A 25,831-nucleotide genomic window follows, 5' to 3' on the forward strand; every position below is an offset into this window, starting at 1 on the left:
ATGAGGGATTGCTTGTTTGATTCCAAAAGGAAGTGGAAAAATGTCTCATTTAGTATTCAGTAAAGGCTTAAAAGCCGCATTGCTCGTCACTGCTTTTTTTTCCGCGTCAAATGCATGCGCGGATATCGTTATTTCCGGCACGCGTATCGTATATCCACAATCAACTAAAGATGTTGTGGTGAATCTCGATAACCACGGTAATAAACCTCTTTTAGTGCAAACATGGCTTGATGATGGCCGCGTTGACGTCAACCCGCAGGAGTTGAAGCTCCCTTTTATTATTACCCCGCCGGTATCACGCATTGACCCGAAAAAAGGCCAGTCCGTACGTATTACCTACACAGGCACGCCATTACCGCAGGATCGTGAATCGCTTTTCTGGTTCAATGTTCTGGAAATTCCGCCAAAAACTAAAAACACGGATAAAGAGAGCCTTAATCAGCTCCAACTCGCATTCCGAACCCGCATTAAGTTCTTCTTCCGTCCTGACGGATTAAAAGGCACGCCCGGCGATGCCGCTAAAAATTTGACCTGGACGCAGAAGAAAGAAGGAAATACGGTTAAGCTCATCGCGCACAATAACTCACCGTATAACGTCTCTGTTTCTAAAGTAACCATTAAATCCGGCCCAAAAACATATGAGGTTGAGCATCAGGCGGTGAAACCGTTTAGCGACACCACAATGACAGTAAAAGGTTTAGCTTCCACAGCAAATGGCAACGTGCAGTATGAAGCCATAAATGACTATGGCGGAACAGACGATTTCGAAGCCGGACTTAAATAAAAGAAAGACCTCTGTACATATAATAATCGATAGCATTAACTCTGTAGAGAGTATTACTCTCTACACTGATTAAGTGGATCTGCCATGTTATTTAAACGTTCTCTCTTATGCCTTGCTATAAGCGCAGCATTACCTTTTTATGCTTGTGCAGAAAATACCACTTCAGCTGAAGAGTTACCTGATAATGAAGAAGCCATTGAGTTTAACGAACAGTTTCTTCTGAACGGTAGCTCAAATGTTGATATTAACCGTTTCGCTCATGGTAACCCGATCCTGCCAGGCATTTATCGCACCAATATCAACCTGAACGGTAAATTAAAATCAACAGTTGAAGTGACGTTTAAAGATAACGGCACCCCTCGCGCAACGCCATGCATAACCAAACTGCTGCTGACGCAGTCGGGTGTCGACACCAGCGCACTCGCTGAAGAAGCGGTAGATGACACAACCTGCATCAATGTTAAAAAGGCGTTCCCCGGCTCCTCAATAAGCTATGAAAGCAGTACGCAGACGTTGGATCTCAATTTTGCGCAGATCTATGTCCTGAAACGTCCGGCGGGTTATGTCGACCCCTCATTGTGGGATAACGGCGTTCCGGCCGCCTTGCTCTCTTATGACATGAACGCCTGGCATAGCGAAGGCAACGGCAATACCTCGGAAAGCGCCTATCTGAATTTACGCTACGGGCTCAATATGGGGCCCTGGCGCTTGCGTTCCCGCGGAAACTTCAACTGGGACAAAGATAACGGTACGAAATATAACAGCCAGGATATCTATTTGCAGCGGGATATTACCCCGCTCAGCGCACAGTTCGTCATCGGCGACTCCTATACGCGCGGCGAAGCCTTTAACTCGTTGAGTTTGCGCGGTACGCGTATGTACAGCGATGATCGCATGTTGCCGATGGGGTCGACAGGCTACGCGCCAGTAATCCGAGGGGTCGCGAACAGCAATGCCAAAGTTAGCGTCACTCAAAGTGGTAATAAGATTTACGAAACATCCGTACCACCGGGGTCGTTTGAGATCAATGACCTGAGCACAACAGGTTATGGTAATGACTTAGAGGTAACGATTGAAGAAGCTGATGGCAGCAAACGTTCCTTTACCGTTCCTTTTTCATCCGTTACCCAGATGCTCCGTCCGGGGGCAACGCGCTGGGATGTGGGCGTAGGCGAACTCAACGACGATTCCCTGCTGGATACGCCGAAAATCGGTTATGGCACGTTTTACTATGGTCTGAATAACACCTTTACAGGCTATATCGGCGCGCAATACAGCGATATGGATTTTTACGCGGGCATTTTAGGCCTGGCGATGAACACCTCGATCGGTGCGTTTGCAGCCGATGTCACGCAATCCCATGCTGATATTGAGGGTCTTGACACGCTTAGCGGTCAAAGTTATCGCCTGACCTTCAGTAAAATGATTGAAGCGACAAATACGTCCCTTAACGTTGCGGCCTATCGCTTCTCGACGGAGGATTACCTCAGCCTTAACGATGCGGCACAGCTCCAGGACAGTATCAAGCGGCAGAAATACTCTAACCGCAGCTATGATACCAACGAAAAACTCTATGCAGACTATCAACGAACCAAAAACCAGGTTCAGTTAAGTCTCAACCAGCCGCTGAATTCTGGAGAGAATAATTATGGTTCTCTGTTCGTAAGCGGTACATGGGAAGACTACTGGAACGCCACAGGATCAACGTCCAACTACAACATTGGATATAACAATAGCTTCACCTATGGCAGTTACAGCCTGTCATTCCAGCGAACGTATGACCAGTATGGAACAAAAGACGACAGCGTATATTTAAGTCTGAGTATTCCATTCAACGTGTTTTCACATGACGGTTCGCGTTCAGGCGGTTTTTCTAACGTTAATATGGGCTTACGTTCCGATCTTAAAGGCGGCACGAGCTTTAATACTTCCGCGGGCGGCAACACACAAGATAATAAGGTTAGTTATTCCGTCAATGCCGCATCAAACGGAGGCAATTACGGCAACCTGAACCAGATAAGCGGTTATGGCTCACTGAATAGCGCCTATGGCCCTCTTAGTTTATCTGCCTCCTTCGCAGACGATAACAGCAAGCAGTATTCCGCCTCTTATAGCGGGGGAATGGTGGTGCATTCAGGGGGCGTCGCATTTGCGCCAGGCAGCATCGGGGACAACGACTCACTGGCGTTGGTCAAAGCCAGCGGAGCGAAAGGCGCAGGTATTGGTTTCGGCAGTAGCCAAATTGGCGATTCTGGCTACGGTATTTTCCCTTATATGTCGGCTTATCGTGAAAACCGCGTTTATCTGGATATTAGCACGCTGGAAAATGACGTTGAAATAAAGAACACCAGTGAAGTTAAGGTGCCTCGTAGCGGCGCTGTCGTGCTGGTTAATTTTGAAACGGACGAAGGTCGTTCAATAATATTAGAACTCCAGCGAACCGATAAAGGATTTATTCCTTTGGGTGCCGATGTATTAAACGAAAAAAATGAATCTGTCGGTACCGTCGGTCAGGCCGGACAAGCCTATATCCGTGGCGTCGATGACCGGGGTGTCCTGCATGTGGTCTGGGGAAATAATAAAGACAGTCAATGTGACGTCCGCTATCAGGTTTTACCAAATGCTCAAAAAGTAGGACTTACAACGGTACTTCATAACCAACAGTGCCAAATGTAATTATTCAGGAAAATAGATGAGAGTAAGCATGAAAAAAAATCTTAACCTGTCAGCACTTGCCATGGTGATGCTGGCGTTATCAGGCTCAGCGTTAGCCGAAGAAAGCACCACTCTGGATGTGAACTTCACCGCCAATATTCGCGAAACCACCTGTGATATGAAACTGGCTGGTGGTACGGGTTCCGACTCGCAGCAAACGCTGACCATTGGTAACAATGGCCAGGCGCGTATCGACGACATCAAAGCGGGTAATGCAAATGCCACTTTCAAAATCATGATCGTTGAGTGCCCTGCATCGTTGAAATCACTGAAAACCACAATTAGAGGAACACAAGACACGAATTTGCTCTCTGGCCTTGCTAACCAGATACAAAAAGCCAGCGGAGGTGCAGAGTACGCTGCGGTTCAAATCGCCAGAGCTAGCTCCCCAAGTGCTCCATTCACCCCTAACTCTACCGTGGATGCGGAGCGCCTGGTCTGGAGTACAACAGAAATCCAGAATAAAGAAGTTTCTTTGGTGGCCACAATGCGTGAAACCAGAACAGACAGCATGACGCTGGGTGATTTTCAGGCTGTAGCGACTTTTGAATTTAGTTACGAGTAATTGGTGCAGGAAAACGGAGCAACATCATGAAATTTAAATCCACTTTTATCGCCCTGACCGTTTCTGGCCTTCTGTTCTCTGGAATGGCAAGTGCAGCGATTACTGGTACCAGCAGCGTCGAGATGACGATTAAAACCAAAATCGTATCAGGCACATGTACAGCAAAAGTACTTAACGATGCAGGTACTGAATCCAGTGAAATTGCATTTGGCGAAGTATTCAAATCCGATCTGGTGAACAAAACTCGCGTTAAGCCGCTCAAAATTGCCTTTTCCAACTGTTCTGGGGTAGCAAAGGCAACGGTAGCTGCCGCTAAAGGCGCCGGCGGAGAATGCAGTGGCACAAGTAAAAACGGCGACTCGTATTCTGGCGGTTTAGCGACAGGCTTTGAGATCTGGTCGGGCGTTGTTGATACCGGTCTTCTGATGAGCTGCAACATCCCTCCGGCAGCACAGGAAGTGACCATTTCCAATGGCACCGGTGAGTTCCTGATGAATTCCCGTATCGTAGTCGGACAGGGTCAAAGCATTACTGATGTTGGCACTGGTGCTGTTTCCGCACCGGTCACGTTTACTATCGCCTATCAATAATTCCAGGGATCACTATGCAACAATCACCGTTTATTTTACACCAGCCCGGTCTGATGTTGCTTATCGGTCTGGCTGGTAGCACTCTGCCTGGCTTATGCCAGGCAGGTTCAGGTATGGATGTAAACCTGACGGCAAACATTGTTAATAACACATGCCAGCTCAGCGTCGAAAACGGCGGGGAGATCTATTTGCCTACCGCGACCCGAGACTGGTTTTATAATAGCGATAAGAGCGACCGTTTAACGCCGACCGATGATGTAGCAGGCACGCCCTTCACTATTCACGTAGATAACTGCTACGCGAGCGGTGGAGAAAGCACAGGTATTAGCCAACTAAAATTCAGTTTTGCACCGCAGAATGGTTTCTGGAATAACCAAAAGCAGGTGTTTAAAAACGAAGCCACAGCCGGTGCGGCTGAAAATGTGGGTATCGTTATTTTCTCTGAAAAATACAAAACCAATGTTTTGAAAACTGACGGAACGTCTAACATTATTTACGATGTCAGTGGAAGTAGCGAGAGTTATATAAAGGATTATGGGTTTTACGCACGTTACCAGAACGTTGGCACTATCACCAGCGGCACTGTGGTGAGTAGCGTTCTGGTCAATGTTAGCTACGAATAAAAGGATTTATAATGAAGAAACTCTTTAAGATATTAGCGTTCGTGACGTTCGGGATTTCTGGCGCCTCGCATGCAGCAGTAGAATGTCGATTTAATAGCAACGATCCGTTGTTAATTATGTCTCCAGGCGTACAACCTGTGATTACCCCCTTACCCCCAGGTACGGTAACGTCCCCCGTGCAGATCAGTAACGCCATCATTATGGAGACAACCCCATCGTTGAGATCCTCTTGTTCGGTAGGTGATGACACTGAAGACGTCTGGCAGTTGACTAACAGTGCTATGCATGCAGGGGAGATTGATGGAAAAGCCATTTTTCGTACTAACGTCCCTGGGATTTTTTATACCCTGGCATTTTATCCGGATGGTAAAGGTGTAACGGCCTGGTTTCCACCCAATGCAAATGGACAGTTTTACCTTACCGGCGATCTCGAACACGATCAGGAATATATTGTCGATGGGAAAACCTGGCATGTCAGCATGGAGTTCTGGCAGACCAATGCCTTTCAGGGGATACCCCTCGATCAAAACTTCTTGACCGCAAGTAGCGGTCCGATTGGCCAAATTCTTCTTGGTAGTCCAAATGGCTCAGTTAGCGATCATCCACGTCCCACGGTAAATATGTCCCAGATGTCATTCAGCATTCCCTTAAACCGTCCAGCATGCGTACTGCGCGCCCCGACAACGGTGGATCTGGGAGAATGGAGCCCTGCAGACGTCGAGAGTGGTACGACCAGCAAAGTGGCGTTTAAGATTACGGGTACATGCGCGAACACAAAACAAGTTATGTATACGTTATCTTCCGCGCATACTACCGCTGATAAGACATATTTTACTAACGCCGTTGAGGAAGATGGCGTAGCCGCGGCCGGAGGCGTCGGCGTCAGGATTTTGAGTAACCCGGGAGACAATTACCCCGTGAAAGCAGATAGCTGGAAATTACCTATTGCTGTAACCGACTATGACGGTACCCCGCCTACCGTTCTGGACACAACCATTTGGGCTCAACTGGTTAAGATCGGCAGCGAACCCGTTACCGTAGGCCGTTTCGGTACCACTATTACCTTCAACATCACCTACGAATAAGCTACCCCTGCGGCTGATTGCTGATCAGCCGCGACATCGTCTCCAGCGAATCCGTTCTTAAGATATACAGGCGCTTCAGTAAGAACGGATTATCCCCCGGCTTCACCTTCCCTTTTACCGTGGTCACCGCCAGATGGAAACCGGCGTCGTTCGCCGCTTTTATCGCTTTGTTGTCATAGCCACCAAAAGGATACGACAGATAAAGCACCCGCGGGTTGAACTGCGCCAGCGCGCGGCGGGAGCGTTCAAAGTCAAACAGGATCACGTGATAGGTACGACTCAATAAAATAGGATGTTTATTTCCGTCCACGCGGTGCAGGAAATGGGTGTGAGACTGAATGTCAAAGACATCCTGAATACCCTTGATCTCCTGGACGCTCATAAACTGCAGTGATTTAGGATCCCACTTCTGCGCATGGCCTTTGATACGTGACGAAATGATAAACGCCGTGGCGTTGAAGCCATATTCTTTCAGAACAGGGTACGCATAGCGGCTGACCGATTTCAGGCCATCATCAAAGGTGATCACCACCGCCTTAGCAGGCAGGTTCATTTTATTACGCACATACCCTTCCAGCTGATACATCGTCAGCGTGGTGTAGCCCTGGTCGCGCAGCCAGGCCATCTGGTTATTGAACGCCCTTACGCTGGTGGTCGTTGAGGTATGTCGAAAGCGCGTGTTTTCTTCATCACGTAAAATATGATGGTAGGTGAGGACCGGAAGCCCGTTATCTTCCTGCGCATCCAGGCTGCTGATCCATGCCAGGCGGTTACCAATACGGATCTGATACCAGGTCTGGTTCAGGCGATCTTTCAGTTTAGTCAGGATCGGATAGCGGAGGTTGGCGCTTAGCGTGCCAAAAGGCGCGCTGCCGCTGCTGGGGGCGTTAAAGACCGGCGTATCTTTCCAGGTAATCAGGTTCTGGTTACTGAGCGGCTTGTTCAGATCGCCCAGGCTGTCTTCAACGCGCTGTTTTCCCTGCACCTCATCCAGATGTCCTTTATCAATAAATCCGGTTCCGAAGCCGAAGCGAAATTCGTAATAATCGGCGGCAGTGGGAACAACGGCTAAGATCTGCCCGGCGCGGATATTGCCGACGTTCACCACGTCGTTACCTACCTGAGCCCAAATGGCAGCATCTTCAGTGGTTTGCATATATCGGGCGGGAAGCCCTTGCTGACTGATCAGACTGGCAGATGCGCCGCCGGATATCAGCAGTAACAGCAGGAAAACAACGCGCATGAGCATGGGATATAAATCGATACGGGAAATCAGTCGCCATTGTAACAAATGCGACATCAATACCAACGTTTAATGCTTATACAGATCGTGAAGCAGGACGAAAGGCGGGTTTTTCTGCTGCTGATGCCACAGGCTACTTAAGCCCGGAACCTGCATATTAACGAGGGTATTGCGAAATTCGGCGCTGCTCAGCGTCTCACGCAGCGGGTACATCGCTTCCAGCAGCGCATAGCTGATGCCGGAAATAACTTCGCAGTTTTCGTGCTTGTGGCTTAACAGCGCGGCGGAACGATAAGGCGCCGCGCCGGACTTATCGGTCAGAAAGATCACGCCATCGCCCGTGTCGGTTTCATGCAGCGCATCGCACATCATGCGGCTCAGCATGTTGGTGCTTAAACCGCGCCAGTAATTCACCGCACGGCATTGCGCCAGCGGACCAAATTTAGCTTCAAGCTTATCCAGCATATCCTGCGCGTGTTCATCGTGGCAGGTGATAACCCATCCCAGCATATCGTCTCTCCTTAGCAGGCGAGTAGTTTATCCAGGTGAAGGTTAGTTTACGGTGATAACTGTCAAAGAAAGTGCCCGGCAACCAGAACGTCACCGGGCAGAAGGTTAGCTACGCAACCCACGTCCGCGCTGGATCAGATACCAGCACAGCAGGTAGAAGACGATGATGAACACTACCAGCACCGCCACCGTGGTAAACAGCGGCACATCGGTGATGCCGAGGAAGCCAAAGCGGAAACCGCTGATCATGTAGACGATCGGGTTCAGGTGCGACAGCGCCTGCCAGAACGGCGGCAGCAGCGTCAGGGAGTAGAACACCCCGCCGAGATAGGTCAGCGGCGTCAGCACGAAGGTCGGGATCAGGCTGATGTCGTCAAACGTTTTGGCAAACACGGCGTTCAGCAGACCGGCCAGCGAGAAGAGGATCGCCGTCAGGAGCAGGGTCAGAGCCACGAAAAGCCATGAGTGCACCTGGAACGGCACAAAGAACAGCGAAATGGCCGTCACCAGGATCCCAACACACAGACCGCGCGCCACGCCGCCACCGACGTAACCGGCAATGATCACATGCGTTGGCACCGGTGCCACCAGCAACTCCTCAATATTGCGCTGGAACTTGGCGCTGAAGAACGACGACGCCACGTTGGCATAGGCGTTGGTGATCACCGCCATCATGATCAGCCCCGGCACGATAAACTGCATATAAGTAAAGCCGTGCATCTCACCAATCCGGGAGCCAATCAGGTTACCGAAGATGATGAAATAGAGCGTCATCGTGATGACTGGCGGCACCAGGGTTTGCACCCAGATGCGCATAAAACGGTTAATCTCTTTCGCCCAGATACTTTTCAGCGCGACCCAGTAAAGATGCGTCATGCCTTGTCTCCTTGTTTATCCTGCACCAGAGAGACAAACAGCTCTTCCAGTCGGTTCGCTTTGTTACGCATACTTAAAACCTGAATACCCTGCGCGCTCAGCTGGGAGAACACGCTGTTAATGCCCTGCTCGCGCAGCACCTCTACTTCCAGCGTCGAGGTATCGACCAGGCGATACTGATACCCTTCCAGCTTCGGCAGGGCGCTTTTCGCCGCCAGATCCAGAATAAAGGTTTCGGATTTCAGCTTGGAGAGCAGATTCTTCATCGAGGTGTTTTCCACCAGCTCGCCGTGCTGAATGATGCCGATGTTGCGGCACAGCATCTCTGCTTCTTCAAGGTAGTGGGTGGTCAAAATGATGGTGGTGCCTTTGTCATTAAGATCCTTTAGGAAACCCCACATAGAACGACGCAGTTCGATATCCACGCCTGCGGTGGGTTCATCAAGGATCAGCAGCTTCGGCTCGTGCATCAGCGCGCGGGCAATCATCAGGCGGCGCTTCATCCCCCCGGACAACATCCGCGCACGTTCGTTACGCTTTTCCCACAGATCGAGCTGTTTCAGATACTTTTCGCTACGCTCAAGCGCCTCTTTACGCTCAACGCCGTAATAACCCGCCTGGTTAACGACAATCTGCTGCACCGTCTCAAACGGGTTGAAGTTGAACTCCTGCGGTACCAGCCCCAGCTGGCGCTTGGCGTTTACCACATCTTTTTGCAGGTCGTAACCAAAGACGCTCACCCGTCCGGACGTTTTATTCACCAGCGAGCTGATGATCCCGATGGTGGTGGATTTCCCCGCCCCGTTCGGCCCCAGAAGCGCGTAAAAATCCCCGGCCTCTACTTTTAGATCTATTCCGCGCAGCGCCTGAACGCCGCCCGGATAGGTTTTTTTAAGCTGCTCAAGCTCCAGTGCAATTGCCATGAAATTAACTTACCTTCAGTTCTGACACACGTTGTGTGGTTTCATTAAAAGTCGGGTTACCCTATAGTAGCGCAACGCAATTACTCGGTTACAGGTCGCTAACCTCCATGAACAACATAGATACACTCATCAGCAATAATGCACTATGGTCAAAAATGCTGGTGGAGGAAGACCCCGGATTTTTTGGAAAACTCGCGCAGGCGCAAAACCCACGCTTTCTCTGGATTGGATGCTCCGACAGCCGCGTACCGGCGGAGCGCCTGACCGGCCTTGAGCCCGGCGAACTGTTTGTTCACCGCAACGTTGCCAACCTGGTGATTCACACCGATCTCAACTGTCTTTCTGTTGTTCAGTATGCCGTTGACGTTCTGCAAGTCGAGCACATCATCATCTGCGGCCACTACGGCTGCGGCGGCGTGCAGGCGGCGGTTGAAAACACGGAGCTGGGGCTCATTGATAACTGGCTGCTCCACATTCGCGATATCTGGTTCAAACATAGCTCACTGCTGGGCGAAATGCCGCAGGAGCGCCGCATGGATACCCTGTGCGAACTCAACGTGATGGAGCAGGTGTATAACCTTGGCCACTCAACGATCATGCAGTCGGCGTGGAAGCGCGGGCAGAAGGTCTCGATCCACGGCTGGGCGTACGGTATTCATGATGGTCTGCTGCGCAACCTGGAAGTGACCGCCACCAACCGCGAAACGCTGGAGCAGCGTTACCGTTCAGGCATTGCCAACCTTCAGCTTAAGCACGTAAACCATAAATAAACAAAGCCGGGTGGCGGCTGCGCCTTACCCGGCCTACATGTGCCCATTCGTAGGCCCGGTAAGCGCAGCGCCACCGGGCAACAAACCGCAATTACTCGTCCAGCAATACCACTTTCCCAACGTATGGCAGATGACGATAACGCTGCGCGTAGTCAATACCGTAACCGACGACGAACTCGTCCGGGATAGAGAAACCAACAAACTCCACCGGCACCTGCACTTCACGGCGGTCAGGCTTATCCAGCAGGGTGCAAATCGCCAGCGATTTTGGCTCACGCAGGCTCAGGATCTCGCGCACTTTTGACAGGGTGTTGCCGGAGTCAATGATGTCTTCAACGATCAACACATCTTTGCCACGAATATCTTCATCCAGATCTTTCAGGATTTTCACATCACGGGTGGTGGACATGCCGCTGCCGTAGCTGGAGGCGGTCATAAAATCGACCTCATGGGGCACATGCACCTCACGGCACAGGTCTGCCATGAACATGAAAGAGCCACGCAACAGACCGACCAGCACCATTTCGCTGCCGCTGTCCTTGTAATGTTCGGTGATTTGACGACCCAGTTCGGCGATACGCGCTTTGATCTCGGCTTCCGGGATCATCACTTCAACAGTATGTTTCATATTACTAACCAAATGATTTTAATGAAAATCTCTCAATACGGATGAGTTAATATCCAGCACTGATACGCAAGCCAGCCATTATATCAGCAAATGGATAACCCTGGCGTATGAGTTATAAAAAGCAAATATTGTGATTCCGATCACACTTGTTAATACCTATAATTAGTTGCTAGCAAATTATTAACAAAAACTGACGAGTACACTTTCTATGGCTGAAACAAACTCTAAACAGCCGCGTCTACTGGTGACACTAACAGCGTTATTCGCCGCCTTCTGCGGCCTGTACCTGTTAATCGGTGGCGTCTGGCTGGTCGCGATCGGCGGCTCCTGGTACTACCCGATTGCGGGCCTGGTTATGCTTGGCGTAACCGTCCTGCTCTGGCGTAGAAAACAATCTGCACTGTGGCTGTATGCCGCACTCCTTCTTGCCACCATGATCTGGGGCGTCTGGGAAGTCGGCTTCGACTTCTGGGCGCTGACGCCGCGCAGTGACATCCTGGTCTTCTTCGGCATCTGGCTGATCCTGCCGTTCGTCTGGCGTCGCCTGATTGTGCCGTCCAGCGGTGCGGTCGCGGCGCTGGTGGTAGCGCTGTTAATCAGCGGCGGTATCCTGACCTGGGCTGGCTTCAACGACCCGCAGGAGATCAACGGTACGCTGAACGCAGAATCGACGCCTGCGGCGGCGATCTCTCAGGTTGCTGACGGCGACTGGCCTGCCTATGGCCGCAACCAGGAAGGTCAGCGCTACTCTCCGCTGAAGCAGATCAACGCGGACAACGTTAAGAACCTGAAAGAAGCCTGGGTATTCCGTACCGGCGACCTGAAGATGCCGAACGATCCCGGTGAACTGACCAACGAAGTGACGCCAATTAAAGTCGGCGATATGCTTTATCTGTGTACGGCGCACCAGCGTCTGTTCGCGCTCGACGCGGCCACCGGTAAAGAGAAATGGCACTTCGATCCGCAGCTGAACTCCAACCCGTCGTTCCAGCACGTGACCTGTCGTGGCGTCTCTTATCACGAAGCGCGCCCGGATAATGCGAGCCCGGAAGTCATTGCCGACTGTCCTCGCCGCATCATGCTGCCGGTGAACGATGGTCGTCTGTTCGCCATCAATGCCGAAACGGGCAAGCTGTGTGAAACCTTCGCCAACAAAGGCATCCTGAATCTTCAGACCAACATGCCGGACACCACGCCGGGTCTGTATGAGCCAACCTCACCGCCAATCATCACCGATAAAACCATCGTGATTGCCGGTTCGGTAACGGATAACTTCTCTACGCGTGAAACCTCCGGCGTTATCCGTGGTTTCGACGTGAACACCGGTAAACTGCTGTGGGCTTTCGACCCGGGCGCGAAAGATCCAAACGCGATCCCGTCTGACGAGCACACCTTTACCTTCAACTCGCCGAACTCCTGGGCACCAGCCGCGTATGACGCGAAGCTGGACCTGGTCTACCTGCCGATGGGCGTGACCACGCCAGATATCTGGGGCGGTAACCGCACGCCGGAGCAGGAGCGTTATGCGAGCGCTATCGTGGCGCTGAACGCGACTACCGGTAAGCTGGCCTGGAGCTACCAGACCGTTCACCACGATCTGTGGGATATGGATATGCCGTCCCAGCCGACGCTGGCGGACATTACCGTTAACGGCAAAACCGTGCCGGTCATTTACGCTCCGGCTAAAACCGGCAACATCTTCGTGCTGGATCGCAGCAACGGTAAGCTGGTTGTGCCTGCCCCGGAAAAACCGGTTCCGCAGGGTGCGGCCAAAGGCGACTACGTCAGCAAAACCCAGCCGTTCTCTGACCTGAGCTTCCGTCCGAAGAAAGACCTCAGCGGTGCAGACATGTGGGGTGCCACCATGTTTGACCAGCTGGTGTGTCGCGTGATGTTCCATCAGCTGCGCTATGAAGGCATCTTCACGCCGCCGTCTGAGCAGGGTACGCTGGTCTTCCCGGGCAACCTGGGAATGTTTGAGTGGGGCGGTATTTCCGTCGACCCTAACCGTCAGGTGGCGATTGCCAACCCAATGGCGCTGCCGTTCGTTTCCCGTCTGATCCCACGCGGTCCGGGTAACCCGATGGAGCAGCCGAAAGACGCGAAAGGCAGCGGGACCGAAGCCGGTATCCAGCCGCAGTATGGCGTACCGTTTGGCGTTACCCTGAACCCGTTCCTGTCTCCGTTTGGTCTGCCGTGTAAACAGCCTGCCTGGGGTTACATCTCCGGTCTGGATCTGAAAACCAACCAGATCGTGTGGAAAAAACGTATTGGTACCCCGCAGGACAGCATGCCGTTCCCGATGCCGGTTCCGGTGCCGTTCAATATGGGTATGCCAATGCTGGGTGGTCCAATCTCCACAGCCGGTAACGTGCTGTTCATCGCGGCAACCGCAGATAACTACCTGCGCGCGTACAACATGACCAACGGTGAAAAACTGTGGCAAGGCCGTCTGCCGGCCGGTGGACAGGCCACGCCGATGACCTATGAAGTGAATGGCAAGCAGTACGTTGTCATCTCTGCAGGTGGTCACGGTTCGTTTGGCACGAAGATGGGCGACTATATTGTCGCGTATGCATTGCCGGACGAAGGCAAATAAAAGCAAAACGGCAACGAAAGTTGCCGTTTTTAGCAATCCAGGCCGGGTAAGGCGAAGCCGCCACCCGGCTTTTTTTATACGGTAAAACCGAGCATCATCCCCGTATCTTCATGCTCCAGCAGATGACAGTGCGCCATATAGGCAAACTCTTCAGGCGCTTCGTGGTCGAACTTCACCAGCACCTCGCTGACGCCGCCCTCCACTCTCACCGTATCTTTCCAGCCTGCTCGATGCGCTTCCGGCGCTTTACCCTTCTCAGACAGAATACGGAACTGCGTGCCGTGGATATGGAACGGGTGCAGCATCATGTCCCCTTCCCCTGAAACCACCCAGCGCTCAAACTGCCCCTTCGTGGCGGCAAACATCGGCGTGTTCATATCGAACGCTTTGCCGTTGATCTTGTTGGCGTTGTGGAAATCGAACCCGTGACCGCCGTGATCCATACCGCCCATTTTGCCGTGATCCATATTCATGTGGCCCATCATCTGGCCGTGGTGCATTCCCGCCATGGCCTGATTGCCATACTTTTTCATCAGCGCCTGCATGCCCATCATGTCGAGCATCGGGTCCATGGAGAGCTGAAGCTTACGCTGCGTGAGCCCATCCAGCGACGGGAGAGCTGGCAGCGTGGCTAAGGTGTCCGGCAGCGTACCGGAGGCCGTGACCTGTAGCGGCTGAATGCGCAGCACCGGATGCGGTTTATCAAACGGCGCCACTGCCATCCCCATCTGGCTGACAGGCAGCGTTACCAGGTCAAACGGCTTGCCGTCGCTGATGTCCACCAGCACTTCGAAGCGTTCGCCCATCAGCATCGGCAGCTCGCTTACTTTTACCGGTTCTGGCAGCAGGCCGCCATCGCTTGCCACCACGTAAAGCGGGCGCTTATCGCTGGTGGCGAAGTTCAACGAGCGGGCGTTACAGCCGTTAAGCAAGCGCAGGCGCAGCCAGCCTTTCGGGGCGGCGTGCTGCGGATAGATCGCACCGTTGGCCAGCAGCGTATCGCCAAACCAGCCGACCGCCGCGCTCATCACGTCCAGCTGGTAGTCAATCTGCCCGTCCGCGCTGAATTTTTTGTCCTGCACAATCACCGGCACATCGTCGATACCCCACTGTTTTGGCAGGCGCAGGAGACGGCTTTCGTCATCCTCAATCAACACCAGTCCGGCCAGCCCCATTGCCACCTGATGGCCCGTTTTGCCATGCTGATGCGGGTGGAACCAGCAGGTTGCCGCCCGCTGGTCAGGGGTAAAGGTTACGCTGCGTTTACCCCCAGGCTTGATAACGCCCTGGGGACCACCATCCACTTCGCCCGGAACTTCCAGCCCGTGCCAGTGCAGCGTGGTCTCCTCGGCAAGCGTATTGTGGATATCCACCGTCACCGCTTTCCCTTTGCGTAACTGAAGTGCCGGGCCGAGCAGATTGCCGTTGTAGCCCCAGGTAGTAGCGCTGTGCCCGCCGAAGGAGGTTTTACCGGCCTGAACAACGAGTTGAATACGGCTACGGGCGTCTGCGGTCAGTAAGTCAGGAATGGGTAAGGCAGGCCTTTCAGCCGCAAAAACCGCGCGGCTCCAGAGTGGTAATGCGCTGGCAACCCCCAGCACAGCGGAATATTTTAAAAAATCACGACGTTGCATGTTCATTTCCTTATTTCCAGCAGGCGATCTTTTGAGCATAAACCCTCCCCTTACCGGAAGGTCAAGTAAAGCGGCAATAATAAAGATCGTCGCACTGGCATCAAGTGTGCTAACGTTAATTTTCCGTGAAGAAGTGGTAGAAGCAATGAAGACGTTTTTCAGGACAATTTTGTTCGGAAGCCTGATGGCAATGTGTGCGAACAGCTATGCGCTCAGTGAAAATGAAGCGGAAGATATGGCCGATTTAACGGCGGTTTTTGTATTCCTGAAAAATGATTGTGGCTACCAGAATTTACCCAACGGGCAAATTCGCCGCGCGCTGGTCTTTTTCGCCCAGCAGAACCAGTGGGATCTCAGCAATTACGACAGCTTTGACATGAAGGCGCTCGGTGAAGACAGCTACCGTGACTTGAGCGGTATTGGCATTCCCACGGCTAAAAAATGCAAAGCGCTGGCCCGCGATTCGCTCAGCCTGCTCGCCTACGTGAAATAACCTTCCCGACGCCCCCTGTTCAACCTATACCCGTGCAACCACGGTTATAGTTAGCTATCATGTTTCGCTCATTTTTTGTGAGCGTTACGGATGTTAACAAAGGAGGAGTCCGCGTATGGCCGACCACACGTTGTGGCATGAAACACTGCATGACCAGTTTGGTCAGTACTTTGCCGTTGATAACGTGCTCTATCATGAGAAAACGGATCACCAGGATCTGATCATCTTCGAAAACGCCGCCTTTGGCCGCGTGATGGCCCTGGATGGCGTTGTGCAAACGACCGAGCGCGACGAGTTTATCTATCATGAGATGATGACCCACGTTCCGCTGCTGGCCCACGGACACGCGAAGCATGTTCTGATTATCGGCGGCGGCGACGGCGCAATGCTGCGCGAGGTTTCACGTCATCGTTCCATTGAAACCATCACCATGGTTGAGATCGATGCGGGCGTGGTCTCTTTCTGCCGCCAGTACCTGCCCAACCATAATGCCGGCAGCTATGACGATCCGCGCTTTAAACTGGTTATCGACGACGGCGTTAACTTTGTTAACCAGACCACGCAGACCTTCGACGTGATTATCTCTGACTGCACCGACCCCATCGGCCCTGGCGCGTCGCTGTTTACCTCCTCGTTCTACGAAGGCTGCAAGCGCTGCCTGAACCCGGGCGGGATCTTCGTCGCACAAAACGGTGTCTGCTTCCTGCAGCAGGATGAAGCCCTCGACAGCCATCGCAAGCTCAGCACCTATTTCGGTGACGTCAGCTTCTATCAGGCGGCCATTCCGACGTACTACGGCGGGATCATGACCTTTGCATGGGCAACGGATAACGACGTGCTGCGTCATCTCTCTACCGAAATAATCCAGGCCCGCTTCCATCAGGCCGGGCTCACGTGCCGCTACTACAATCCGGCTATTCATACCGCAGCGTTTGCTCTGCCGCAGTATCTGCAAGACGCATTATCCACTAAGGGGGTGAGCTAATTGAAAAAGCTTAAACTACATGGCTTTAACAACCTGACTAAAAGCCTGAGTTTTTGTATTTACGATATCTGCTATGCCAAAACAGCGGAAGAACGCGATGGTTACATCGCCTATATCGATGAACTCTACAACGCCAACCGTCTGACCGAGATCCTGTCAGAAACCTGCTCGATCATCGGTGCCAATATTCTGAACATCGCCCGACAGGATTATGAGCCCCAGGGTGCCAGCGTCACCATTCTGGTCAGCGAGGAGCCGGTCGACCCGCAACTTATCGACAAAACTGAACACCCGGGTCCGCTTCCGGAAGTGGTCGTCGCCCACCTCGACAAAAGCCATATCTGCGTCCATACCTACCCGGAGAGTCACCCGGAAGGTGGCCTGTGCACGTTCCGCGCGGATATTGAAGTGTCGACCTGCGGCGTGATTTCCCCGCTGAACGCGCTGAACTATTTAATCCACCAGCTGGAATCGGACATCGTCACGATTGATTATCGCGTGCGCGGTTTTACCCGTGATATCAACGGCATGAAGCACTTCATCGACCACGAGATCAACTCCATTCAGAACTTTATGTCTGAGGATATGAAATCGCTGTATGACATGATGGACGTGAACGTGTACCAGGAAAACATCTTCCATACCAAGATGATGCTTAAGGAGTTCGACCTTAAGCACTACATGTTCCACACGAAACCGGAAGATTTAAGTGAAGAAGAGCGCAAGGTCATCACCGACCTGCTCTGGAAAGAAATGCGCGAAATCTACTACGGCCGCAATATTCCGGCCGTGTAAGTGTTGCCCGGAGCAGGGACGCTTCGGGGAGTTACTTCTGTTTCATGAACTCACGATAGGCATTCACTACCTGCAGGAAGTCTTCCACGCCGCACAGCGACAGGCTCTCTTCGTCGTAGTAGCTCATCCCCTCTTCCATCTCATCCCCTGAAAACTCAAGCTGGTTGGCGCGCACCATCACCTCTTCGCCGTCCATCCACAGGGTGTACTCATGCCCGGCACGTTGCCAGGAGCGCTCACTGCCTTTCACCGTATTTGCCGCCTGTTCGACTTCATCAAGAAGGGCGAGATTTTCTTTCACCTCTTCGTTAAACCAGTGTCCAACGGCTTCGTGCCCCATCGACATGCGCACTTTCACCACGCCGGTGATGTCGCGCAAAAATTCGTAATCCATAGCGTTTTCCTCTGCAAAGCCATTAGGGTAATTATCGCAGCAGAGGGAAAGAAAAAAAGCGGGAGAGGTGGGAGGAATGAAAATAAAAAGGTGAGAGCAAGGCCCTGCGGCCTGACGCCCTCACCCCGTCCCTCTCCCACGGGAGAGGGTGCAAACACTAAAAACCGTCTCGTAGAGACGGTTTTGCTGTTTATACTGCCGTCTGGAAGATCACCCCGTCAGCCTTCTCGGTGTACTGAGAAAGCTGGTCGAAGTTCAGATAGCGATAGGTATCCACCGCCGTCTTATCCACCTGCGCCACAAAGGTCTGGTACTCTTCCGGCGTTGGCAGTTTGCCAATCAGCGCCGCAACCGCCGCCAGCTCCGCAGAAGCCAGGTAGACGTTCGCACCAGTACCTAAACGGTTCGGGAAGTTACGGGTAGAGGTGGAAACCACCGTCGCACCGTCGGCCACACGCGCCTGGTTACCCATACACAGGGAGCAGCCAGGGATTTCGATACGCGCCCCGCTCTTACCGAACACGCTGTAGTAACCCTCTTCGGTCAACTGAGCCGCGTCCATACGGGTTGGCGGAGCCACCCACAGGCGGGTCGGCAGCTGGCCTTTGTGGGTATCCAGCAGCTTACCGGCGGCGCGGAAGTGGCCGATGTTGGTCATACAGGAGCCGATGAACACTTCGTCGATCTTATCGCCCTGCACGTCAGAGAGCAGACGCGCATCGTCCGGATCGTTCGGCGCACAGAGGATTGGCTCTTTAATATCCGCCAGATCGATGTCGATCACCGCCGCGTACTCTGCGTCAGCATCGGCTTCAAGCAGCTGCGGATCCGCCAGCCATTTCTCCATGCCCTGAATACGACGCTCCAGCGTACGACGATCGCCGTAGCCTTCCGCAATCATCCACTTCAGCAGCACGATGTTGGAAGTCAGATACTCAATGATCGGCTCTTTGTTCAGCTTGATGGTACAGCCAGCCGCAGAACGCTCGGCGGATGCATCGGTCAGCTCAAATGCCTGCTCAACTTTCAGATCCGGCAGACCTTCAATTTCCAGGATACGGCCAGAGAAGATGTTTTTCTTGCCTTTCTTCTCAACGGTCAGCAGGCCCTGTTTGATGGCATACAGCGGGATCGCGTGAACCAGGTCGCGCAGAGTGATGCCCGGCTGCATTTTGCCCTTGAAGCGCACCAGCACGGATTCAGGCATGTCCAGCGGCATTACGCCGGTCGCTGCAGCAAACGCCACCAGGCCGGAGCCCGCCGGGAAGGAGATACCGATTGGGAAACGGGTATGGGAGTCACCGCCGGTACCCACGGTATCCGGCAGCAGCATACGGTTCAGCCAGGAGTGGATGACGCCGTCACCCGGACGCAGTGACACGCCGCCGCGGTTCATGATGAAGTCTGGCAGCGTGTGGTGCGTGGTCACGTCAACCGGCTTCGGATAGGCCGCCGTGTGGCAGAAGGACTGCATCACCAGGTCAGAAGAGAAGCCCAGGCACGCCAGGTCTTTCAGTTCGTCACGGGTCATTGGGCCAGTGGTGTCCTGAGAGCCCACGGAGGTCATCTTCGGCTCGCAGTATGCGCCAGGACGAATACCGGCGACGCCGCACGCGCGACCCACCATTTTCTGTGCCAGCGAGAAGCCGCGGTTGCTTTCTGCCACGTCTTTCGCGTGACGGAAAACGTCGGAGTGCGGCAGACCCAGCGCTTCACGCGCTTTAGTGGTCAGGCCACGCCCGATGATCAGCGGAATACGGCCACCAGCACGCACTTCGTCAATCAGCACGTCGGTTTTCAGTTCGAAGCTTGCCAGCAGCTCGTTGGTTTCGTGGTTGCGCACTTCGCCTTTATACGGGTAGACGTCAATCACGTCGCCCATGTTCAGGTTGCTCACATCTACTTCAATTGGCAGCGCGCCCGCATCTTCCATGGTGTTGAAGAAGATTGGCGCAATTTTGCCACCGAGGCACAGGCCGCCGCCGCGCTTGTTCGGCACGTGCGGAATGTCGTCGCCCATGAACCACAGTACGGAGTTGGTGGCGGATTTACGGGAAGAACCGGTACCCACAACGTCACCGACGTAGGCCAGCGGGAAACCTTTCTTCTGCAGCGCTTCGATCTGTTTGATCGGGCCAACCACGCCCGGCTGATCCGGCTCAATGCCTTCACGGGCGTTTTTCAGCATCGCCAGGGCGTGCAGCGGGATATCTGGACGAGACCACGCGTCCGGAGCCGGAGACAGGTCATCGGTGTTGGTTTCACCGGTCACCTTAAAGACGGTCACGGTAATTTTTTCCGCCAGCGCAGGGCGGTTCAGGAACCATTCGGCATCGGCCCAGGACTGCATCACCTGCTTCGCATAGACGTTGCCCGCTTTGGCTTTTTCTTCTACATCGTAGAAGTTATCGAACATCAGCAGCGTGGAAGAGAGCGCTTTAGCGGCAATCGGTGCCAGCTTGTCGTTATCCAGCGCGTCAATCAGCGGATGAATGTTGTAACCACCCTGCATGGTGCCGAGCAGTTCAATGGCTTTTTCAGGAGTAACCAGTGGGGAGGTGGCTTCGCCTTTGGCGATAGCAGCAAGGAATCCGGCTTTTACGTAGGCAGCTTCATCTACGCCAGGCGGTACGCGGTTGATCAACAGATCTAACAGGAATTCTTCTTCGCCCTTAGGCGGGTTCTTCAGCAGCTCGACGAGCGCGGCCATTTGGGTTGCATCTAAAGGTTTGGGTACAATTCCCTCGGCGGCACGTTCTGCTACGTGCTTACGGTATTCTTCTAGCACGACGGTTCTCCTCGCTCTCATTGTCATATGCGGCGGGCGTTCTCTTCACGCTCCTGTGAGACAGCAGTTTGTAGGGTAAATGCCCGATACCGCGACGGGCAGCATAGCAGGATTTCTGCACAGTGTTAATCCGTTTACAAAAAAGCAACATTAAAAAGTTTGCTGAATCGTTAAGCATGGTGTAGCGGGGAGGCGAGGTGAATTTTGGGGACAAAAAAACCGCCTGATAGCGGTTATTTTGTTGCCTTGCGGTGGTAGCACACCGGGTTGGCAGATTTGCGGCAATGCACTCGGCATGAATAATGCTCCTGAGTATGCAGATCCGCAAGCACATGTTTTGTGTTTACGAGCCGCCATCCAGTTTCGAATGTAAAAGGATGAAACTGCATTTCACCTCTTTTCAGTCCATTTCGGCTGTAATACTGTTGCCCCCGGCCTGCTTCGCTGGTGTAGCAACCAGTCACCGGGCCCGGAAGCAGTTCCGTAACCTACGCGGCAATGTACTCATTTGCCTGGTTCTGCCTTTTCCGGTGAAGAAGGAACCCGCGTAGCCTGTACAGGAACGCACGCAATGGAGATGCGAATCACTGCGCTGATCGTTGCAATTGGTTTACTGCTTACCGCGCTGCACGGTGGCTGGAACATATCCGACATCACGGTGCTGTTTGTCGTCAACCTCGGCAACTAGCTGCTGGCCGCTCGTAAGAGCGGCCTTCTGAATTCCCGGCGCCTTTTCCCGCATCGCATATAATTGTGTAATAAATACTCACACTCTTTATCCGGACGTACCGGACGCTTCCCAATAAAAGTCAAAACAGTAAAAGACGGGTGAATAATACTCACGCCAACCGTAACGCCTCACGGCACAGCGCCTGTCTCGTTGGAGTCATTTTATGAAGTTGCCCTTTAAGCCACATCTGCTTGTCCTTCTGTGCAGTGCCGGGCTGTTTGCCGCCTCAGGCGTCATGTTTGTCAAAAGTCGTGCAACAGAACCCGTTGCGCCAGCCCCCGTCGCGCAACCACCGTCAGCGCCTACCGCAGCCCAGCCGGCCCCTGTCGTCGCGCCAACCTACACTGCCGCGCAAATCGATCAGTGGGTTGCCCCCATCGCGCTCTACCCGGACGCGCTGCTGTCACAGATCCTGATGGCCTCGACCTACCCGGCCAACGTGATTCAAGCGGCGCAGTGGTCCAAAGACAACCCCAAAATGGAAGGGGACGCCGCGATTCAGGCCGTTGCCAGCCAGCCCTGGGATCCCAGCGTAAAATCCCTGGTCGCGTTTCCTCAGCTTATGTCGCTGATGGGAGAGAATCCGCCGTGGGTACAAAATCTGGGCGATGCGTTTCTCGCCCAGCCGAAAGATGTGATGGATTCGGTGCAACGGTTGCGCGCGCTGGCGCAGAAGACCGGCGCCTTGCAATCTACGCCTCAGCAGACGGTCACCACGGTAACGAAACCCGCACCGGCAAAAACCAGCACCACCGAGTCAACGTCAACCACCACGTCCGCACCGGCCCCGACGGTGATCAAAATTGAATCTGCCGACCCGCAGGTGGTTTACGTCCCCACCTATAATCCCAATACGGTTTACGGGACCTGGCCTAATACCGCCTATCCGCCAACCTATCTCCCGCCGTCACCCGGAGAGCAGTTTGGCAACAGCTTCGTCAACGGCTTAGGTTTCAGCCTCGGTGTCGCCACAACTTATGCCATCTTCAGCAATATCGACTGGGATGATGACGATGACTGGGACCATCATCATGACGGTGACTGGGATAATCACGGCGGCTACAACCGCAACGGTGATAACAACATCAATATTAACGTTGAGAACTTCAATAAAATCAGCGGACAACGTCTGACGGACGCCAACCGTACCTGGCAGCACAACCCGGCCTATCGGGAAGGTGTCCCCTACCCGACAAACCAGCTCAACACGCGTTTCCACTCCACCAACACGGCCACGGGGCTTAGTGCAACGCAACAACCGGTTAATCGCGATAGCCAGCGTCAGGCGGCACTGAGCCAGATGGAGAAATCGACAGGTAAAACCTTCCCACAGACTGCTCGCCCGGGCACGAAAGCGGCGCAGCGACAGGCCTCAAGTGAACAGCTGAAACAGATTTCTCAGCGCAATAACTACCGTGGCTATGACACCAAACCGCAGACGGCGAAGCGGGCCACCACGCAGCAGCGAGAAAACCGCCAGACCACCGCGCAGAGACAAGAGAAACGGGTTCAGCCCTCTCAGCAACGTCCCTTCCAGCAGCGAAACAGTCAGCTCCGGGCCAATGCACTGAGCGGCAACGACAGCCGTTCCGCCAACTGGCAGGCGCAGCAGCAGCGTGGGGCGCAAAGCAGACACCTCGCCTCTCGTCAGCAGCAGCTACGCCCGGCAGCGGCTGGACGTGCTGAACACCGTGAATTCCGTCATCGCTAAGGGAGCCGACATGAAACGTAAATTACTCAGTGGAATGGTGTTGTTCATGGTCTCGGCGACCGTCATGGCGCAGCAATCCTTCAGCTCACCAGAACAGGCTACCAATGCGCTGGAAAGCGCCATCCGCGAGCAAAACGAAAGCGCGATGAGCAACCTGCTCGGTGAGAACTGGCGCGACTTCCTGCCCCCTGAAGGCGTTGATCCTGACGCAGTCGATCGCTTTCTGCGCGACTGGAAAGTCCGTCATAACACCATTGTCGAAGGCGATAAAGCGCATCTGGTTGTCGGAGACAGCGGCTGGCAACTTCCCATTCCGGTGATCAAAACCGCCTCCGGCTGGCAGTTTGACATCAAAGAAGGCGCCGAGGAGATCCTGACCCGCGAAATTGGGCGCAACGAACTTGCCGCCATCGAAGCCCTGCATGCTTACGTGGCCGCTCAGCAGAGCTATTTCGCGATGAACCAGAAATACGCGCAGAAGATTGTCAGTTCTGAGGGGAAAAAGGACGGTCTGTACTGGCCCGTCTCGCCCGGCGAAGCGCCAAGCCCGCTTGGTCCGGCATTTAGCCCTAAAGAGCCAGGCGCGGGTTACCATGGCTATCGCTTCCGCATCCTGCCAGATAATAACGGTTTCGCGATGGTGGCGTGGCCTGTCAGCTATGGTCAGACAGGCGTCATGAGCTTTGTGATAAACCAGGACGACAAGGTGTACCAGTCCGATCTTGGCAGCGATTCGGAGCAGAAGGCCCGAGCGCTGGCCTCATACGCACCTGATAACACCTGGCAGCCTGTAGCCCCCTGAACGCCGCGCATAAAAAAAGCGGCCTCAGGCCGCTTTTTTTATCTGAAGAAACTTATTTCTTCTTCGCTTTCGCGTTTGGCAGGTCCGTAATGCTACCTTCAAACACTTCTGCCGCCAGGCCCACGGACTCGTGCAGCGTCGGGTGCGCGTGGATGGTCAGCGCGATGTCTTCCGCATCACAGCCCATTTCGATAGCCAGACCGATTTCACCCAGCAGCTCACCGCCGTTGGTACCGACAATCGCACCACCGATAACGCGGTGAGTCTCTTTGTCGAAGATCAGTTTGGTCATACCGTCTGCGCAGTCGGACGCGATAGCACGGCCAGAAGCAGCCCACGGGAAGGTGGCGGTTTCGTAGCTGATGCCTTTCTCTTTCGCTTCTTTCTCGGTCAGACCGACCCATGCAACTTCTGGCTCGGTGTACGCGATAGACGGGATCACTTTCGGATCGAAGTAGTGCTTCATGCCGGCGATAACTTCAGCGGCAACGTGACCTTCGTGAACGCCTTTGTGCGCCAGCATTGGCTGACCGACGATGTCGCCGATAGCAAAGATGTGCGGCACGTTGGTACGCAGCTGTTTGTCAACGCGGATGAAGCCACGGTCGTCCACTTCCACGCCAGCTTTGCCCGCGTCGAGGTTTTTACCGTTCGGCACACGGCCGATAGCCACCAGCACGGCGTCGTAACGCTGTGGTTCGGATGGGGCTTTTTTGCCTTCCATGGAAACGTAAATACCGTCTTCTTTCGCTTCAACGGCAGTCACTTTGGTTTCCAGCATCAGGTTGAATTTCTTGCTGATGCGCTTGGTGAAGACTTTAACGATGTCTTTGTCAGCAGCCGGGATAACCTGGTCGAACATTTCAACCACGTCAATGTCTGAACCCAGCGCATGGTACACGGTACCCATTTCCAGACCGATGATACCGCCGCCCATAACCAGCAGACGCTTAGGAACGGTTTTCAGCTCCAGGGCATCAGTGGAATCCCACACGCGTGGATCTTCATGTGGAATGAATGGCAGTTCGATTGGGCGAGAGCCTGCCGCGATGATCGCGTTGTCGAAGTTGATAACGGTTTTGCCGTTTTCGCCTTCCACTTCCAGGGTGTTCGCACCGGTGAATTTACCCAGACCGTTTACCACTTTGACCTTACGGCCTTTCGCCATACCCGCCAGACCGCCGGTCAGCTGAGTGATAACTTTCTCTTTCCAGGTACGAATTTTGTCGATATCGGTTTTTGGCTCGCCGAAGACGATACCGTGTTCAGCCAGCGCTTTGGCTTCTTCGATAACTTTCGCTACGTGCAGCAGCGCTTTAGAAGGGATACAGCCGACGTTCAGACAAACACCGCCGAGGGTGCTGTAACGCTCTACGATGACGGTTTCCAGACCTAAATCCGCTGCACGAAATGCTGCGGAGTAACCTGCCGGGCCTGCCCCAAGTACTACGACCTGAGTTTTGATTTCTGTGCTCATCATGACCTCTTAGTTTATACCCGTCGTCCACCGGGTCGTTCTATCCGCCCGCAGTTTACAAAATTGTTAACAATTTTGAAACAACAAACGGCTCACGAATTGTCGCTTTCG

At 53.6% G+C, this 25,831-nt stretch carries 22 protein-coding genes; 13 read left to right on the forward strand and 9 right to left on the reverse strand.

The window, feature by feature from the left end; translation table 11 throughout:
• Positions 1 to 40 precede the first annotated feature (40 nt).
• The 6 genes from IM299_RS10920 to IM299_RS10945 all read left to right on the forward strand — a co-directional run bounded on the left by IM299_RS10920 (position 41) and on the right by IM299_RS10945 (position 6,362).
• Positions 41 to 784: a fimbrial chaperone gene (locus IM299_RS10920; protein WP_193357478.1), complete on the forward strand. Its 744-nt coding sequence runs from the start codon at positions 41 to 43 to the stop codon at positions 782 to 784.
• 84 nt (positions 785 to 868) lie between these two features.
• The gene (locus IM299_RS10925) at positions 869 to 3,460 is read left to right on the forward strand and encodes an outer membrane usher protein (protein WP_193357479.1); all 2,592 of its coding nucleotides are present in this window, start codon (positions 869 to 871) and stop codon (positions 3,458 to 3,460) included.
• A 28-nt stretch (positions 3,461 to 3,488) separates the two neighbouring features.
• Positions 3,489 to 4,064 carry a fimbrial protein gene (locus IM299_RS10930; protein ID WP_048957911.1) on the forward strand — a complete coding sequence of 192 codons (576 nt, stop codon included), beginning with the start codon at positions 3,489 to 3,491 and terminating at the stop codon, positions 4,062 to 4,064.
• Between the two features lie 26 nt (positions 4,065 to 4,090).
• On the forward strand, positions 4,091 to 4,654 hold the full coding sequence (locus IM299_RS10935; protein ID WP_193357480.1) for a fimbrial protein: 564 nt from the start codon (positions 4,091 to 4,093) through the stop codon (positions 4,652 to 4,654).
• A gap of 14 nt (positions 4,655 to 4,668) precedes the next feature.
• A complete protein-coding gene (locus IM299_RS10940; RefSeq protein ID WP_193357481.1) occupies positions 4,669 to 5,277 on the forward strand; it encodes a fimbrial-like protein in 609 nt (202 codons plus the stop codon).
• 11 nt (positions 5,278 to 5,288) lie between these two features.
• Positions 5,289 to 6,362 (forward strand): fimbrial protein StkG, encoded by a 1,074-nt coding sequence (locus IM299_RS10945; RefSeq protein ID WP_193357482.1) that lies wholly within the window; start codon positions 5,289 to 5,291, stop codon positions 6,360 to 6,362.
• Position 6,363: 1 nt separating this feature from the next.
• Here IM299_RS10945 and IM299_RS10950 read toward each other — a convergent pair whose 3' ends face one another.
• The 4 genes from IM299_RS10950 to IM299_RS10965 form a co-directional block, all read right to left on the reverse strand.
• The gene (locus tag IM299_RS10950) at positions 6,364 to 7,611 is read right to left on the reverse strand and encodes a polysaccharide deacetylase family protein (protein ID WP_153656823.1); all 1,248 of its coding nucleotides are present in this window, start codon (positions 7,609 to 7,611) and stop codon (positions 6,364 to 6,366) included.
• Between the two features lie 63 nt (positions 7,612 to 7,674).
• Positions 7,675 to 8,115 carry a PTS sugar transporter subunit IIA gene (locus IM299_RS10955; protein WP_041911222.1) on the reverse strand — a complete coding sequence of 147 codons (441 nt, stop codon included), beginning with the start codon at positions 8,113 to 8,115 and terminating at the stop codon, positions 7,675 to 7,677.
• Between the two features lie 105 nt (positions 8,116 to 8,220).
• Entirely contained in the window at positions 8,221 to 8,991 is a 771-nt protein-coding gene (locus tag IM299_RS10960; RefSeq protein WP_008501945.1) for an ABC transporter permease, read from the reverse strand.
• Positions 8,988 to 9,914 (reverse strand): ABC transporter ATP-binding protein, encoded by a 927-nt coding sequence (locus tag IM299_RS10965; RefSeq protein WP_041911223.1) that lies wholly within the window; start codon positions 9,912 to 9,914, stop codon positions 8,988 to 8,990. Before IM299_RS10965 ends, IM299_RS10960 begins: the two co-directional genes overlap by 4 nt.
• A 107-nt stretch (positions 9,915 to 10,021) precedes the next feature.
• Here IM299_RS10965 and can point away from each other — a divergent pair, with 107 nt between their 5' ends.
• Positions 10,022 to 10,684, forward strand: coding sequence for a carbonate dehydratase (can, locus tag IM299_RS10970; protein ID WP_008501947.1), 663 nt, complete (start codon positions 10,022 to 10,024; stop codon positions 10,682 to 10,684).
• A 91-nt stretch (positions 10,685 to 10,775) separates the two neighbouring features.
• Here can and hpt read toward each other — a convergent pair whose 3' ends face one another.
• Positions 10,776 to 11,312 carry a hypoxanthine phosphoribosyltransferase gene (gene hpt, locus IM299_RS10975; protein ID WP_008501948.1) on the reverse strand — a complete coding sequence of 179 codons (537 nt, stop codon included), beginning with the start codon at positions 11,310 to 11,312 and terminating at the stop codon, positions 10,776 to 10,778.
• 208 nt (positions 11,313 to 11,520) lie between these two features.
• On the opposite strand from hpt, the gene IM299_RS10980 reads away from it, so the two are divergent.
• On the forward strand, positions 11,521 to 13,911 hold the full coding sequence (locus IM299_RS10980; protein WP_045631166.1) for a glucose/quinate/shikimate family membrane-bound PQQ-dependent dehydrogenase: 2,391 nt from the start codon (positions 11,521 to 11,523) through the stop codon (positions 13,909 to 13,911).
• A gap of 74 nt (positions 13,912 to 13,985) precedes the next feature.
• Here IM299_RS10980 and cueO read toward each other — a convergent pair whose 3' ends face one another.
• Positions 13,986 to 15,545, reverse strand: coding sequence for a multicopper oxidase CueO (gene cueO, locus IM299_RS10985; RefSeq protein ID WP_193357483.1), 1,560 nt, complete (start codon positions 15,543 to 15,545; stop codon positions 13,986 to 13,988).
• A gap of 145 nt (positions 15,546 to 15,690) precedes the next feature.
• Between cueO and IM299_RS10990 the strand changes: the two genes are divergently transcribed.
• From IM299_RS10990 to speD, 3 genes are all read left to right on the forward strand, one after another.
• The gene (locus tag IM299_RS10990; protein WP_014882582.1) at positions 15,691 to 16,038 is read left to right on the forward strand and encodes a YacC family pilotin-like protein; all 348 of its coding nucleotides are present in this window, start codon (positions 15,691 to 15,693) and stop codon (positions 16,036 to 16,038) included.
• 115 nt (positions 16,039 to 16,153) lie between these two features.
• A complete protein-coding gene (gene speE, locus IM299_RS10995; protein WP_048957891.1) occupies positions 16,154 to 17,023 on the forward strand; it encodes a polyamine aminopropyltransferase in 870 nt (289 codons plus the stop codon).
• Positions 17,024 to 17,818 carry an adenosylmethionine decarboxylase gene (gene speD / locus IM299_RS11000; protein WP_028015535.1) on the forward strand — a complete coding sequence of 265 codons (795 nt, stop codon included), beginning with the start codon at positions 17,024 to 17,026 and terminating at the stop codon, positions 17,816 to 17,818.
• Positions 17,819 to 17,849: 31 nt separating this feature from the next.
• On the opposite strand, the gene yacL is transcribed toward speD, so the two are convergent.
• Both yacL and acnB read right to left on the reverse strand, forming a co-directional pair.
• Positions 17,850 to 18,212, reverse strand: a complete 363-nt coding sequence (yacL, locus tag IM299_RS11005) for a protein YacL (protein ID WP_041911228.1) — start codon at positions 18,210 to 18,212, stop codon at positions 17,850 to 17,852.
• Between the two features lie 190 nt (positions 18,213 to 18,402).
• A complete protein-coding gene (gene acnB / locus IM299_RS11010; RefSeq protein ID WP_045631164.1) occupies positions 18,403 to 21,000 on the reverse strand; it encodes a bifunctional aconitate hydratase 2/2-methylisocitrate dehydratase in 2,598 nt (865 codons plus the stop codon).
• A gap of 893 nt (positions 21,001 to 21,893) precedes the next feature.
• Between acnB and IM299_RS11015 the strand changes: the two genes are divergently transcribed.
• Positions 21,894 to 23,441 (forward strand): DUF3300 domain-containing protein, encoded by a 1,548-nt coding sequence (locus tag IM299_RS11015; protein WP_193357484.1) that lies wholly within the window; start codon positions 21,894 to 21,896, stop codon positions 23,439 to 23,441.
• Between the two features lie 10 nt (positions 23,442 to 23,451).
• On the forward strand, positions 23,452 to 24,243 hold the full coding sequence (locus IM299_RS11020) for a DUF2950 family protein (protein ID WP_193357485.1): 792 nt from the start codon (positions 23,452 to 23,454) through the stop codon (positions 24,241 to 24,243).
• Between the two features lie 52 nt (positions 24,244 to 24,295).
• Here the strand turns inward: IM299_RS11020 and lpdA are convergent, their stop codons facing one another.
• Positions 24,296 to 25,720: a dihydrolipoyl dehydrogenase gene (gene lpdA, locus IM299_RS11025; RefSeq protein WP_023332094.1), complete on the reverse strand. Its 1,425-nt coding sequence runs from the start codon at positions 25,718 to 25,720 to the stop codon at positions 24,296 to 24,298.
• Positions 25,721 to 25,831 lie beyond the last annotated feature (111 nt).

It is taken from the genome of Enterobacter cloacae complex sp. P47BA, assembly GCF_014930485.1.
Classification (GTDB): domain Bacteria; phylum Pseudomonadota; class Gammaproteobacteria; order Enterobacterales; family Enterobacteriaceae; genus Enterobacter; species Enterobacter bugandensis.